Origin of the sequence: Subtercola endophyticus (assembly GCF_021044565.1) — a bacterium.
Taxonomy (GTDB): domain Bacteria; phylum Actinomycetota; class Actinomycetes; order Actinomycetales; family Microbacteriaceae; genus Subtercola; species Subtercola endophyticus.
Genome location: NZ_CP087997.1, coordinates 1612248 through 1625499 on the forward strand (window position 1 = coordinate 1612248; position 13252 = coordinate 1625499).

Sequence of the window (13252 nt, forward strand, 5' to 3'; positions counted from 1 at the left end):
CCGAGCCATGCCCGTTCTCGTCGCACCGAACCCGCTGCGCGGTGTCGTGGATGACACGAAAGCCGTCTCCGACTTCATCAAGCAGCGAACATCCGGGCCGGTCATCCTCGTCGGGCACTCGTACGGCGGTGTCGTCATCACCGGTGCAGCAGTGAACGACCCCGACGTCAAAGCACTCGTCTATATCGACGGCTACGCACCCGACAACGGAGAATCAGCCCAACAACTGACAAACGCGCAACCGGGTTCCCTGCTGAACGTTGCTGACGCCAGCACCGTGTTCGACTTCGTGCTCCCCGACCCGAACGCTCCGCAGACCCAATACGACAGCTACATCAAGACCGACAAGTTCAAAGCGATCTTCGCGGCCAGCGTTCCCACCGTCGTGACGAACACTCTCGCAGCCGGTCAAAGCCCCATCACCCTCGGCGCCCTCGGCACACCTTTCTCCGGAACACCGGCATGGAAGACCATTCCCAGCTGGTTCTTCATCGGAACCGCCGACAAACTCCTGCCCCCGGCAGAACAGCGGATCATGGCTGCGCGTGCTCACGGAAAAGTCGTCGAAGCCGACTCACCTCACCTCGCGATGATCGCAAAGCCCCTCCAGGTCACCTCCGTCATCATCGACGCAGCACTCCACTACAACGAGTAAAGTCCGAATCCCGAAGCTGTCCGGGCCGCGGATGGGTCTAGCCCAACGCGGCCTTGACGGCGGCGACGAGCTCTGCAGAAATGGGATGCCCGCTCGTCGCACGAGCGATGACTACCGCCCCGACGGCCATCGCCATCGTGACGAGAGCGTCCGCTCGCTGCTCCGGCGACGGAGCCTCATCGGCACGATCACCGAGGCTGGCGAGCAGCGCCAAGTTCTCCGCGATCCCCTCCGCGTAAGCGTCTCGAGCAGCGGATCCCTCCGGTTCCCGCGCAACGTCGGCGCTCAACGCGGCAATCGGGCAGCTCTGATCGAGATCTGCCTGCCTGAGCTGGGCGTCGGAGAAGTAGTAGTCGACAACATCCCGAACGGCCGACGAATGGTCTCCCGGGTGACGCCGGGCTACCGCAGAAAAACCACGAGCTTGAAATTCGAAAGCCCTCGTGATCGCCTGAGCAGTCAGGTCTGCCTTCGACGAGAAATGACCATAGAACCCGCCCCGAGTGAGGCCAACCGCCGCCATCACCTCCGGGATCGTCACTGCATCGATCCCGCGTGCCTTCACCTGGCGAGCCGCCGCATCCAAAATCTCTTGCCGATGCTGCTCTTGCTCCGCTTTCGAAGCTCGTCCCATCAGAAACGCCTCCTGCTCTCTACGAAACCCGAGTTTAACTCTCAGACATGGGAGCTCCTCGGTTTCGTGCCGCTATTGGCGTTTCGGACATAACGGCGTTACTGATTCGGCCTGGGTTTAGTTCCGACCTTTAGATAAGGATGGGAACACCATGGCTAGTAAATATGGTCACGTCCCGCGTAGTGGTGGAGTTTCTTGACACCGTGCGGGGATCAATTCATTGATTATGCGGCAGCGAGTTCGGGGATGACAACCACCTCCTCAAGGTCGTTCGTGACGGCGTTGAGCTCCTTCATGGAGGCTTCAGAGAAGTAGCGTCGTTCGCCGGCTTCCCACTCGTCGTGTTGCTCGACGAGGACAGATCCGGCGAGGCGGAGCATCGCGGCTGGGTTCGGGAACACGCCGACGACGTCGGTGCGGCGTTTGATCTCTTTGTTCACCCGTTCCAGCGGGTTCGTGGACCAGATCTGACGCCAATGCTTCGGCGGGAAGCTCGCGAACGCGAGCAGGTCCGGGCGGGCGTCGTTCAGCATCGTCGCGACTTTCGGGTGGGAGCGTTCGAGCATTTTCGTGACCTCGTCGAACTGGCCATTCACATGCTCTTTGTCGGGTTGGGCGAAGATCGTTCTGATGATCGAGCCAACCATCTCCTGCGATCCTTTCGGGATCACCGCGAGCACGTTGCGCATGAAATGCACCCGGCACCGCTGCCACGACGCACCCTGCACCGTCACGGTGATCGCCTTGATCAGGCCGGCGTGCGCGTCGGAGATCACGAGCCTCACGCCGTTCAGGCCGCGGGCTTTCAGGCCGCGGAGGAACTCGGTCCAGAATGCCTCGTTTTCGCTGTCACCGACGTCGAAACCGAGGACTTCACGGTGCCCGTCAGCGGCGACACCGACCGCGACAACGATCGCCTGTGACACGACCCGATGATTCACGCGTGCTTTGCAATAGGTTGCGTCGAGGAACACGTACGGGTACGCCTGCCCGGCAAGGTCGCGGTCCCGGAACGCAGCGACCTCGGCATCGAGGTCAGCGCAGATGCGTGACACCTCCGATTTCGATATCCCGGTGTCGGCGCCGAGCGCTTTGACGAGATCGTCGACCTTTCGGGTCGAGACGCCGTGCAGGTACGCCTCCATCACGACTGCGAACAGTGCCTGATCAACCCGTCGGCGGCGTTCCAGCAGCGACGGGAAGAACGTGCCCGCCCGCAGTTTCGGGATCTTCAGCTGCAGATCCCCAGCCGTCGTGGTCAGCAGGCGTTGCCGGACCCCGTTTCGTTGCGTGACCCGGTCGGTGCTGCGTTCGTAGGGTCCGGCGCCGATGAACGCGGCAGCTTCCGCGTCGATCAGCTCTTGGTACAGCGTTTCGGTCGCGACCCTGACCCGGTCGCTGACATCGGTGAGTTTCAGTTGGCCAAGCAGCTCGAGCAAGGCAGAATTATCCAGAGCCATCGTGCGTGAGTCCATTCCATGAGTAGCTTTAGTCGGTGCTCATTGACCATCGCACGATGGCTCACCACGTCGACAACACGACGCTCAGGCGGTCCGAAATTCCACCACTCACGGGGACGCAACCGTAAATATGATCCTGAGCTTCGGCAGCGTGCGTTGCGGATGCTCGTTGAAGCGCGAGCTGAGTATCCGAGTTTGCACGCGGCTTGTCAGCACGTGGGCGGCCTGCTCGGGGTGTCGCCTGACACGCTGAGAGTGTGGCACCGACGCTACGAGATCGATGCCGGGGTACGGCCCGGTGTCACGACGGATATGACGGAAGAGAACCGGAAGCTGAAGCGTGAGAACGCCGAGCTGCGGCGGGCGAATGAGATATTGAAGGCCGCGTCGGTGTTTTTCGCCAAGGAGCTCGACCGCCCCACGACGAGATGATCCGTTTCATCGATCAGATGAGACATCGCTTCGGGGTCGAGGCCATCTGCCGGGTGCTGCGCCCGGCAGTTCGTGGGTTTGTCACTTCCCGCGGCTACCGTGCTGCAAAAACCCGGCCGGTATCAGCGCGTCAGCTGAAAGACGATCTGCTGATTCCCGAAGTGACACGGTTGCACGCGGAGAACTATGGCGTATACGGGCGACGGAAGATGCATGCGCTGCTGCGCCGGCAGGGCTGGGATATCGGCCGGGACCAGACCGAACGGCTGATGCGACTCGCGGGGGTTCGCGGTGTCAGACGGTCCAAGAGAGTGTTCACGACGAAGTCCGACCCCGCCGCGCCTCGGCCCACTGATCTCGTTCAGCGACGCTTCACCGCGGACGGTCCGCGCCGCCTCTGGGTCTGTGACGTGACGTACGTTGCGACGTGGTCCGGGTTCGCGTATGTCGCGTTCGTCACTGATGTTTACTCCAGACGCATCGTCGGGTGGAACGTCGCCTCCACGCTACGAGCGGACATTCTGCCGCTGCAAGCACTCGATATGGCGGCGTGGGCGGCGGGCGGTACCCTTCACGGGCTCACGCATCATTCCGATCACGGGTCGAATTACATGGCCATGGTCTACACCGACCGGATCGTCGAGCTCGGCGCGAAACCATCAACAGGCACCGTCGGAGATTCATACGACAATGCACTGGCCGAGGCGGTGAACGGGCTGTACAAGACCGAGCTCATCAGGCAGCGAGGCCCCTGGCGCACCGTCGAGCAAGTCGAGCTCGCGACCCTCGAATACGTGTGGTGGTGGAACAACCAGCGCCTCCACGGCGAGCTCGACATGCGCACACCCATCGAAGTCGAGAACGAGTACTACGCTGACACGAAAGCACCCCCGGTACTGACCCAGTAACGGACAAACCGGTCGGAACTAAACCCAGGCCGAATCATTACCGATTCGAGGTACATTCTTCATCTCCCGTTCGGGCGGGCTCGGTACCGTCTGAGACGTGCTGAATGGGAACCCCACACTGTCAGACGTAGATCTGCCCGCCTCGGTCGATGAGCAAGTGGCATTCTGGACCAGCCACAGCGAATACGCCCTCCGCAACTACCGCGACGACTCGTGGTACCTCTTCCGAGTCGAACGATCCATCCCGAGAGTGACGCACTTTCTGCACGCGCGCGGCACGGAGTGGGTTGCGGCCCCCGTCGACGCCGGCCGGAACGTGCACGCGCCGGACTGGCGCGACGCCCTCCGCCGCGTCGTCACCTGACCCACCCAGACCTCAAAGGAGAGCAGTGCTGGCCTTTTCAGAGTTCTTCTACCTCGTGCACGCCGGCCAAGGCCGCTGGACGATCAAACACCGCATCACCGACGAACCAGCCGGAGCGGTCGCACGAAGCGATACTGGATTCGCTCTCTACGACGAGCACGACCACATCGTCGGGCGCTTCGACACCATCGAGCACGCACTCGGCGAACTGTACGCCGCCGTCTGATCGGCCAGCCACTGCGCCGCCAGCCAGTGCGCCGCGGGTTACCGGAACGGTACGGGGATCGTCGAGGATCTGTCCCACTCGATGCGAAGCCGCACCCCCGGTAGCCGCGACCGCAGTGCTTTTTCGAGACCGTCGATCTTCTTCACAATCTCGGCCTGAGACTCCCCCACGATGTCCAGTCGCATCCGGCCGCACTTGTCGCTCACCAAGACCGGGCCGACCTTCGGCACGACGACCAGCATCTGATCGGTGAACAACAGGATGTGCTCATAGTGACGGCGAAGATTCTGTGCGAGCAGCGGAAGCGCGCGCAGAGACTCAACGGGCCAGACGGTAGCTGTCATCGCGATCATGATTGCAACGATGCGCGCACAAGATGAGCATGAAGTGAACAGCACCTACTCACAACCCGCCAATCCTGTTACCAGTTTGTTACATGATGGTCGAGTCGGAGATCGAAGAGCCCGGTAGGAGGTCAGCCACCGTGAGATCCTTCGCAGCATGAAAGCGGCGATTGGAGATGGGGGCGTACTCGAGCACATCGCTAACAAGACCGATCTCCTTCGGGCCGCCACCTCCGTCACCGTTTCTCGTGCGGTAGCGAGCCCCGATGTGACCGCGGCGCCCGAGGCGGCGATTCGCCGACGGCCGCGAGATCCAGAAGATCTCCTCCAACCGTGTCAGACAATTCGCCGCAACTTCTGCTGTTCTGACGTACATCATCGGAGCCGGCGGTCGCGAGACAGCATGCCGAGGAATACCGGTTCACTCGAACAGTGAGCGAACAAGTGCGCACCCACAACGACCGGGATGTATTCCTCGACGGAATCGACCTCATTCTCGCTGGAGCGAGGGATGACCGAACTCCGCTATCGGAGTGACACCGGAAGCTCGAGCGCAGAACATGCGCCGCGAACGAGCACGCGGTGCGGAGCGGACACGCTATGGGGCCGTGGGCGAACCGTCGCCTACTCGGGCAGCGAGCAATTCGGCCAGGGCCGCGGGTTCGCTGATCATCGCGTCGTGGCAGGTGTCCAACGGCACGACCTCGTCTACGCCGCCGAGGTTGGCGATGAACTCACGCTGTTGACGAGGTTTCAGCAGACGGTCGGCGGTGAGGAGGATCCACGTCGTGGGCACGGCCGGAAGCGTGCGATCGACACGCTCGAGCACCAGGCCGGCGCTCTCGGCGTATTGATGCCCCACCGTGAACTCACGCTGCTCGGCCGTCATGCCGTTGCCGAAGAACATCGAGGCCACCCCGCGCCCGACGGCCTTGCGCACCGGACGCCGAACGGCCGCTCGGCGCGTAATGAATCGGAGCGGCGGGTTGAGCGTGTCGACGGCAGCGGAACCGTTCGGCGGGATCACGGACGACAGAAAGATCAATCGCGCCGTCCTGGCAGCGCCCAGCCTCTCCGCCACAACGGGCATGGTGATGCCGGCTTGGGAGTGAGACACGAGCATGACGCGATCCATTCCCGCGTCGTCGATCTGCCGAATCACCGACTGAACGCACTTCTCGATGGTGAGCGTGGCGAGGTCGCCGGGTTCGGTGCCGCGCCCGGGGAGATCCACGGCCAGCACGGGCACACCCGGTGCCTGTCGCGCGAGTTCGGCGACCGTGAAGTCCCAGCAATCAGCGGCATGTCCAGCACCGTGAATGAGTACGATGCCCGTCTGTGTCGGCATGGCCATCATCATCCCGTCTCGTGCGTGCCGCGTCAGCCTTCGATCAATCCGAACTTTCGCGCCGTGGTGCGTGCGGCTTCGATTCCGAGGAACTCGTCGAAGCCCTGCGTGCTCAGCTCCCCTTCGAGACTGATGGTCGACTCTTGAGCCTTGAGCACCCCGAGAGCGCTCCTCATGCCCTCGCTGGCGGCGATGTGGGTGAGGCCGTAGTAAATCACGACGTCAGCGCTCTGCCGGGCATGATCTGCGGCGGTGTGCTGAGGGAAATCGGGCTGAAAGATCGGTACGTGCGCCTCTGCCCGAAGGCGGGCGTGAGCGGCCTCGTCGAGGAACCCGCCGATGAAGAGACCGTCGGCTCCCGCCTCCTGGTAGGCGAGCAAGCGGTCGACAGCAGCAACCGGCCCTTCGCTGCCGGGAGAGTCGGTGCGTGCGATGATCAGGAAGTCTTCGGAGTCGCGCGCGTCCAGCGCGGCCTTGATCTTGTCTACCGCGACACCCACCGGAGCGATCTTCGTGCTGCGCACCAAGTGCTTGCCGAACTCGTGGTCTTCGATGTGGGTCGCCGCTGCACCGGCGCGCTCGAGCACGCGCACCGCGCGCGCGACATGAAGCGGGTTGCCCCATCCGCCCTCCCCGTCGACGATGAGGGGGACGTCGACGATGGCGCTCAGGCGACGGGCCTGATCGGCCATGTCTTCGAGACCGATGTATCCGATGTCGGGAACACCGTACTTCGTCGCGCCGGTGGCATAACTTCCGACGTAGGCGGCGTCGAAGCCGAGCTCCTTCACCAGGAGGGCGGAGATGCCGTCATAGATGGAGGGAACGATGAGGGGTGAGTGTTCGTCGATCACGGATCGCAGCGAGCGCGCCATTGCAGCCTTCTTTCTTGTGTACTCATTCAGACACTATGAGTCACGTTTCTAGAAGTCCAGGACCATTTCCTGCATCTACTATTGCGCTCTGGGTCGTAAAGACACTGGTTACGAACGGCACGAGGCGCACCGACCTGGTCGCACCGAAAGATGCCGATCGTGTCGCGCTGTTGGCTACCGCGGTGTCATGCCCCGCGGCGTCAGGGCGAGTTCCTCGGCAAAGCCGGCGATGGCGTCGGCGAGCTCGAGCGTTTGGGATAGCTGCGGCGCATGATCGGATGGGAGGGAGACGACGAGCGCTCCCGGGGACAGCTGCTGCATCTTTCGCTGAACGTCGATCGGGAGGCTGCGATCGTAGAGGGCCTCTACGTAGAGCCGAGGCACGCGCCCTGCTCTCTCCGCCGTCCACGTCGCGCGCATTGTTCGGTTGGACTCCGCCTGGGGCAGGAGTCGTCGTGCTGTGGCGATCGCCGCTCTCGGCTCAGCCAGTTGAAAGTAGAAGGCCACGGCCACTTCCGGTGGCACCACGGTCTGCTCAGATGAAAATTGGCGCTCGAGGTATTCCTGCACCCCGACACCGTCGGCGAACCTCTCGCCGAAAGACAAGCAGAGCTCGCGGTACGACATGCCGCTCGGCAGCATCATTCCCGCGACATGTACGACCCCTGCGACGCGGTGCGGAATCGCCTCGGCAGTTGCGGTCGCGGTCAGGCTGCCGCCCGAGTGCCCCGCCAGGATCACCGGCCCTGACAGGCCTTCGATCGCGTGGAGCACCGCGTGAACGTTGCCAGCCAGGTCTGCCGGGATTGAGATGTCGAGCTGCTCCGGGGTGCCCGGGAGACTGACCGCAACAAAGTCGAGGCCGTGCCGGGCGAGGGGTTCGCGGATGGGCTCCCAGACCCAGCTGCCCGCCCACGCCCCGTGTATTCCGACGACCGTCGCGATGGATGGCATCAGGCTGACACTCCAGATGCCGAACGCACGCGGCCGGCCTCGTAACAGGTATAGGAGCGAACGCGGAACGTGGAGGAAGGCATCGTTGCTCCTTGTGTTGATTCGGTCATTTTGTGAGCGCCATCGCTTCGAGCTTCGAAGTGAAGTGCTCGCCTGAGGTGATTTCCGCGTATTTTGCTGGTGCTGCAGCGTCGAGGCTGGAGATGACGGAGTCATGGTTGGGCTGGTGAAAGAACGCGATGGTGTATCGCGCCTTGTCCCATTCGCCGTCTACCGGGTTCACTACTCGATGCAGAGTGGAGTGCCAGCTGTCATTCGTCCAGCGCTGCATGAGATCGCCGATATTCACGACGAGGGATCCGGGAATGAGCGGCGCGTCCTCCCACTTTTCGCCGTCCCAGATCTGCAGGCCGCGCACCGAAGGAGAGCCGCTGAGCAGAGTGAGACTGCCGAAGTCCGTGTGGGCGCCGCCTCGGAGTTGCCCCGGCAGCGGTGGGCGATCCATCGGTGGGTAGTGATAGATGGCCAGCTGGCTGTCGTGCCGGTCGAATCGGGAGGAGAACCAGTTTTCCGGGAGCTCCAGGGCGAGCGCGAATACGCTCATGATCGTGTCTGCAAGTGAGTCCATCGCCGTGTAATACGCACTCATCGCGGTTCGGAGCGCGATGTCGGGCTCGCTGTTGCCCCACACCGGTGAACGCCAGTCGATGATGTCTACTCGGCGCATCGTGTAGCCCTCGCGCAGGTCAGGCGGCACATCGTCTCCCTGGGATTGGCCGAGGGACATGTTCGCGAATTCCGCGTATCCGGTGCGTCGGGCCGGGTTACGGTAGTGCTCCTTTTCAGGCACCGGTCTGTCGAAGAAGGTCTTCGACGCTTCGACGGCTCCAGAGACGATTTCTGGGTCTATGCCGTGGCCGGTGATGACGAGAAAGCCCGTATTGCGGCACGCGTCGCGAACGTCAGCGACGATCTTCTCGCGCCGGCTGCCGTCGATGAAGAGCCCGATATCGATGGTGGGTACTGCGCTGTTCATGGGGATACGTTCTTTCTGATCGGAATGGGGCAGATCCTCGGCCGTCACGATTACCGGGCCGATCAATTCGCACCGTCGCTCAAGCCGAGACTCTTATCGATGAACTGGTCGGTGTAGACGTCTGCTGGCTTGAGTCCGGCGGCCGGTTCGATTCCGAGTTTCTGGAAGATCGGCACAGTGATGTCGATCATCTTCTGCACACGGGCTTCGTCCATATCGCCGATGGTGTCGTTGTCGCCGTTCGAGACGACTCCGTTCTGGAGCACGGACGTCGCGCCGAACTTCGCTTCAGCTGCCGTCAGTTGAATGCCGGCGTTGAACGTGGCAACGGCCTCGACGAGCAACGAGTTGACCTTGCCAGGGTTGGCGTAGTAGTCGATCTCCGATTGCTGAAGCAGCGGAACCAACAAGCCCAGGCAGGAACTGAGTCCATTGAGTTCGCTGGAGCGAACGGTGAGCGGGTTCTGGTAATTCGGATATCCAGCGTCATGAACCAGCTGGTAGGCGACCGGCTCGTCCCATTGAGGCAGCTCGTTCTCGTATTGGTACGGCTCGCTTGACGAATATCCCTGTTGGGCTCTCGTGCCATTCGCGGCGATGAAGTTGGCCGGCGTCCCGTCGTATGACCCGTCGACCTGGGCCGGGTTCAGCACCCCGGTGTCTGTCAGGAATGACATGTAGGTGTACGACGAGGTGTAACCGACGACGGCGTCAGTCTTGCCGATATCGGCGATCGTGGTCGCTTGCGGGTAGGTAGCCGGATCCCACATGATCATCATCGGGCTCTTCTCGAGCGGGGCGTAAACGGCCGTCACGGGCATGTTCGCGGAATTCCGAATCGCGTCATCGGTACTGACGTACCCGAGAGTAATAGAGGGGTCGGCGTACATCTGGCTTCCGACCGGCGTGAATCCGATGGCTGGCCCACCCGAGCGGATTTCGAGCTTGACGCCCGTCGGTTCGCCTTTCGCGTACAGAGATCCGGAGACGATCTTGGACGCCGCATCGATAGTGACATCGGGCCCGAGCAGCCCGAAGAGATACCCCTGCTCAGTACCCGGTAGCCAGTCGCTCTGCACCACGATGTCGGCCGGGCATGCGCCGCTGAGGTCGACTGCGCCGGCGGCGGCTTGCGGCTTGGCGTCGGAGGCTGAACTGCAGGCCGCCATTGACAGCATGGCCGCGCTGACGACGGCTATCGACAGGTAGCGAATCGGGTGAGCGCGCATTGAGACTCCTGGAGAGATAGTAGTGAGAGTAATAAATTGGGGCATGGAAGCCGGATTATGATTGACTGAGTCAGTCAGCCGCTCGTCGAGTTACGGCTGCTATCAATCACTGATTGATCACACCAGTCATACTTCCGATCGGAGATTACGAACACATGTCGTCTGGATTTCGCGTTGATGACAATATTGAGGTCTCCGCAAAGCGCGTCGTCGACAGCGCCGAAGTTTCTCGGCGCGTAGGCGCACGAGTTCGTGAACTTCGCACTCAGCGCGGGATGTCGATGCGCGAGCTGGCCCCGTTAGCCGGGCTGAAGCAGCCCTTCCTCAGCCAGCTGGAGCGTGGTGACGCAGCTCCCTCAATGCTCAGTCTTTATAAGCTGGCGACGGCATTGTCGGTCGCCCCCGGGGATCTCCTGCCGAGTGATGAACCGGTACAAGGAGCAACTGTGTTCCGGCGCGGAGAGGGACAACGCGTGAGAAGCACTGAGGCTCCGGAATCGTTCTCAGGGCGACTCATGCGATCCGCGACGGGCCGCGAAATCGAACTCTCCGAATTCGTCATCGACGAAGGGGAGAACAATACCGAGTGGTTCGAGAATCCCTACCCCGCTACCACGTACGTAGTCGAAGGAGTCTTGACGATCGAATTCGAGAACACCGAAGAGCACGTGTTGCACAGTGGCGACGCGCTCTTCTACCCCCGACAGATCCGCTCACGATGGACTGCGAACGGAAGAACACGGCTGCTTCATATTGTTGCCCCCGGCACGAGCGCGAACATCTCAAGCGTTTCGCGCCAGAGATAAGCGTGAGCTTCGGGTGGTATGCACGCGTCGACGATGCTCGACCCGCTATCTCCCCGAGGAACCACTTCAGGAAATGTTGCTCGCCCGCAGAACTTCTTTGAGCACTTTGCCGGTCGTGTTGCGTGGGAGCCCGTCGACGAACCGGAGTTCGAGGGGGAGCTTGTAGCGGGCGAGGTGCTGGGCGCCGAAGTCACGTAACTCCTCGAGCGTGAGGCTCGTGTCTGGCGCAAGCGCAACAATGGCGACCACGCGTTCGTGCCACCGTTCGTCTGGTGCACCGATCACCGCGACCTCGGCGATCGAGGCATGATCGTAGAGCACGCTTTCGACCTCAGCCGGATAGATGTTCTCGCCGCCGCTGATGATCAGGTCTTTGAGGCGGTCGCAGATGTAATAGAAGCCGTCTTCGTCTTGGTACGCGACGTCGCCGGTGCGGAACCAGCCGTCGGCTCCGAACGCCTCTGCCGTTGCATCCGGTCGATTCCAGTAGCCCGGGCTCACGGTGTCGCCGCGAACGCACAGTTCGCCGGGGACGCCGACGGCGTCGAGCACGTTGCCGTCGAAGTCGATCAGTCGGACTTCGTTGAGCATTCCCGCGACGCCGCAGGAACCCAGTTTGGTGAGGGCGAGTTCGGTGCTGAGGAACGTCGCGCCGGTGGCGACCTCGGTGAGGCCCCAACACTGGCTGACGGGAATTCCGCGCTCACCATAGAGTCGAAGCAAAGGCTCGGGCACCGGGGCGCCACCGGCGACGATGATTCGCACGGTGCTGAGATTCGCCTGGAGAAAACGTGGGTTATGGCTGGCGAAGAGCATCATCGCCGGCACGCAGAAGAGGAAGGTGATCTCGTATTCTTCGATTGCGGTCAGAAAATCATCGGGTCGGAACTGGTCGTGCAAGACGACGTGGCCGCCTGCCATCAGGGTGGGAAGGGTGATGACGCACAGGCCGCCGGAGTGGAACAGCGGGGCAGAGGTCAGCGTCACGTCATCGGCGTTATAGTTCACCGGAATTCGCGCTCATTAACGGTGACCTCGCAACCGCGAAAGAGTTCGCAAGCCTCAAGCTCGATCACCTCTTCTTCACCGGATCCCCGTCGGTAGGCGGCCAGGTCGCTCAGGCCGCGGCGAAGAACCTCGTACCGGTAACCCTCGAACTCGGCGGCAAGAACCCCATCGTCGTCGCGCACAACGCCGACATCGAGCTCGCCGCGCATCGCATCGCGGGAACCCGAGCGCTCAACAGTGGGCAGATCTGCCTCTGCCCCGACCTCGTCTTCGTGCCGAGCGAGCATAAGGATGCCCTTGTCTCCGGTCTGCAGAAGGAGTTCGAGGCGCTCTTCCCTGACTTCCTCGACAACCCCGGCGTCGTCGCCATCGTCAATGACCGCAACTACGACCGCGTGGTCGGACTCGTCGACGATGCCGTGGCCAAGGGCGCAACGAAGATCGTCATCGCCCCGCAGAACGAGCTCGCTTCGCTGCCCGACCGGGCATCCCGTCGCATCGCGCCCACCCTGCTGCTCGATGTGCCCGAGTCGGCGACCATCGCCCACGAAGAGATCTTCGGGCCGGTTCTGCCGATCTATGTCTATGACGACATCAGCGAGGTCATCGACTACCTCCAGGCGCGGCCAACCCCCTTGGCCGCCTACTGGTACGGGCAAGACGACGCCGAGTTCCACACCTTCCTCGACCGCACCAACAGCGGTGGCGTGACTCTGAACGACGGCATAGTGCACTCGTTGCTTCCCGGTGCTCCGTTCGGTGGATCAGGCAACTCCGGCTCGGGCTCTTACCACGGTAAGAGCGGATTCGACACATTCACTCACCAGCGAACCGTCAGCAACGTCACAGCCGAGCGAGGAGTCTCCGACGGCCTCATCGGTCGCGCCCTGCTCGACGAGCAGTTCCTCGGCTACATCAGCCAGGTCATCATCGATTCGACTGGTGCTCTCAAGGGCTACCTCAAGCGTTAGCT

General features: G+C 62.3%; 15 protein-coding genes. 6 read left to right on the forward strand and 9 right to left on the reverse strand.

Going from position 1 to position 13252, the window contains the following annotated elements; genetic code table 11:
- Nucleotides 1–7 precede the first annotated feature (7 nt).
- Nucleotides 8–655: an alpha/beta fold hydrolase gene (locus tag LQ955_RS07625; protein ID WP_231027571.1), complete on the forward strand. Its 648-nt coding sequence runs from the start codon at nt 8–10 to the stop codon at nt 653–655.
- A gap of 37 nt (nt 656–692) precedes the next feature.
- Here the strand turns inward: LQ955_RS07625 and LQ955_RS07630 are convergent, their stop codons facing one another.
- The gene (locus LQ955_RS07630) at nt 693–1289 is read right to left on the reverse strand and encodes a TetR family transcriptional regulator (protein ID WP_231027572.1); all 597 of its coding nucleotides are present in this window, start codon (nt 1287–1289) and stop codon (nt 693–695) included.
- Between the two features lie 224 nt (nt 1290–1513).
- Nucleotides 1514–2749 carry an IS256 family transposase gene (locus tag LQ955_RS07635; RefSeq protein ID WP_231028084.1) on the reverse strand — a complete coding sequence of 412 codons (1236 nt, stop codon included), beginning with the start codon at nt 2747–2749 and terminating at the stop codon, nt 1514–1516.
- Nucleotides 2750–2911: 162 nt separating this feature from the next.
- On the opposite strand from LQ955_RS07635, the gene LQ955_RS07640 reads away from it, so the two are divergent.
- From LQ955_RS07640 to LQ955_RS07650, 3 genes are all read left to right on the forward strand, one after another.
- A protein-coding gene (locus LQ955_RS07640; protein ID WP_390623452.1) for an IS3 family transposase occupies nt 2912–4089 on the forward strand; the annotation gives its coding sequence in 2 pieces (ribosomal slippage) (nt 2912–3146 and nt 3146–4089; 1179 coding nt in all).
- Between the two features lie 97 nt (nt 4090–4186).
- Entirely contained in the window at nt 4187–4453 is a 267-nt protein-coding gene (locus LQ955_RS07645; protein ID WP_231027574.1) for a hypothetical protein, read from the forward strand.
- Nucleotides 4454–4478: 25 nt separating this feature from the next.
- The gene (locus LQ955_RS07650; protein ID WP_231027575.1) at nt 4479–4679 is read left to right on the forward strand and encodes a hypothetical protein; all 201 of its coding nucleotides are present in this window, start codon (nt 4479–4481) and stop codon (nt 4677–4679) included.
- 38 nt (nt 4680–4717) lie between these two features.
- Here the strand turns inward: LQ955_RS07650 and LQ955_RS07655 are convergent, their stop codons facing one another.
- The 6 genes from LQ955_RS07655 to LQ955_RS07680 all read right to left on the reverse strand — a co-directional run bounded on the left by LQ955_RS07655 (nt 4718) and on the right by LQ955_RS07680 (nt 10465).
- Nucleotides 4718–5023 (reverse strand): hypothetical protein, encoded by a 306-nt coding sequence (locus LQ955_RS07655; RefSeq protein ID WP_231027576.1) that lies wholly within the window; start codon nt 5021–5023, stop codon nt 4718–4720.
- Nucleotides 5024–5621: 598 nt separating this feature from the next.
- A complete protein-coding gene (locus LQ955_RS07660) occupies nt 5622–6371 on the reverse strand; it encodes an alpha/beta fold hydrolase (RefSeq protein ID WP_231027577.1) in 750 nt (249 codons plus the stop codon).
- 32 nt (nt 6372–6403) lie between these two features.
- Nucleotides 6404–7246: an isocitrate lyase/PEP mutase family protein gene (locus LQ955_RS07665; protein ID WP_231027578.1), complete on the reverse strand. Its 843-nt coding sequence runs from the start codon at nt 7244–7246 to the stop codon at nt 6404–6406.
- A gap of 174 nt (nt 7247–7420) precedes the next feature.
- Nucleotides 7421–8200: an alpha/beta fold hydrolase gene (locus LQ955_RS07670; RefSeq protein WP_231027579.1), complete on the reverse strand. Its 780-nt coding sequence runs from the start codon at nt 8198–8200 to the stop codon at nt 7421–7423.
- A 106-nt stretch (nt 8201–8306) separates the two neighbouring features.
- Complete coding sequence (locus LQ955_RS07675) at nt 8307–9302, reverse strand: isopenicillin N synthase family dioxygenase (protein WP_231027580.1); 996 nt, start codon at nt 9300–9302, stop codon at nt 8307–8309.
- Complete coding sequence (locus LQ955_RS07680; protein WP_231027581.1) at nt 9299–10465, reverse strand: ABC transporter substrate-binding protein; 1167 nt, start codon at nt 10463–10465, stop codon at nt 9299–9301. The genes LQ955_RS07675 and LQ955_RS07680 overlap by 4 nt, the downstream gene beginning before the upstream one ends.
- A 155-nt stretch (nt 10466–10620) precedes the next feature.
- On the opposite strand from LQ955_RS07680, the gene LQ955_RS07685 reads away from it, so the two are divergent.
- Nucleotides 10621–11271, forward strand: a complete 651-nt coding sequence (locus tag LQ955_RS07685; protein WP_231027582.1) for a helix-turn-helix domain-containing protein — start codon at nt 10621–10623, stop codon at nt 11269–11271.
- A 66-nt stretch (nt 11272–11337) separates the two neighbouring features.
- Here LQ955_RS07685 and LQ955_RS07690 read toward each other — a convergent pair whose 3' ends face one another.
- Complete coding sequence (locus tag LQ955_RS07690; RefSeq protein ID WP_231027583.1) at nt 11338–12279, reverse strand: AMP-binding protein; 942 nt, start codon at nt 12277–12279, stop codon at nt 11338–11340.
- Between the two features lie 14 nt (nt 12280–12293).
- Between LQ955_RS07690 and LQ955_RS07695 the strand changes: the two genes are divergently transcribed.
- Complete coding sequence (locus LQ955_RS07695; RefSeq protein ID WP_231028085.1) at nt 12294–13250, forward strand: aldehyde dehydrogenase family protein; 957 nt, start codon at nt 12294–12296, stop codon at nt 13248–13250.
- Nucleotides 13251–13252 lie beyond the last annotated feature (2 nt).

Excerpts from the sequence above, each read along its gene's own strand:
- LQ955_RS07655 (WP_231027576.1), bottom strand. The coding sequence starts at position 5,023 with ATGACAGCTACCGTCTGGCCCGTTGAGTCTCTGCGCGCGCTTCCGCTG.
- LQ955_RS07630 (WP_231027572.1), bottom strand. The coding sequence starts at position 1,289 with ATGGGACGAGCTTCGAAAGCGGAGCAAGAGCAGCATCGGCAAGAGATT.
- LQ955_RS07685 (WP_231027582.1), top strand. The coding sequence starts at position 10,621 with ATGTCGTCTGGATTTCGCGTTGATGACAATATTGAGGTCTCCGCAAAG.
- LQ955_RS07660 (WP_231027577.1), bottom strand. The coding sequence starts at position 6,371 with ATGCCGACACAGACGGGCATCGTACTCATTCACGGTGCTGGACATGCC.
- LQ955_RS07635 (WP_231028084.1), bottom strand. The coding sequence starts at position 2,749 with ATGGCTCTGGATAATTCTGCCTTGCTCGAGCTGCTTGGCCAACTGAAA.
- LQ955_RS07670 (WP_231027579.1), bottom strand. The coding sequence starts at position 8,200 with ATGCCATCCATCGCGACGGTCGTCGGAATACACGGGGCGTGGGCGGGC.
- LQ955_RS07680 (WP_231027581.1), bottom strand. The coding sequence starts at position 10,465 with ATGCGCGCTCACCCGATTCGCTACCTGTCGATAGCCGTCGTCAGCGCG.
- LQ955_RS07665 (WP_231027578.1), bottom strand. The coding sequence starts at position 7,246 with ATGGCGCGCTCGCTGCGATCCGTGATCGACGAACACTCACCCCTCATC.
- LQ955_RS07625 (WP_231027571.1), top strand. The coding sequence starts at position 8 with ATGCCCGTTCTCGTCGCACCGAACCCGCTGCGCGGTGTCGTGGATGAC.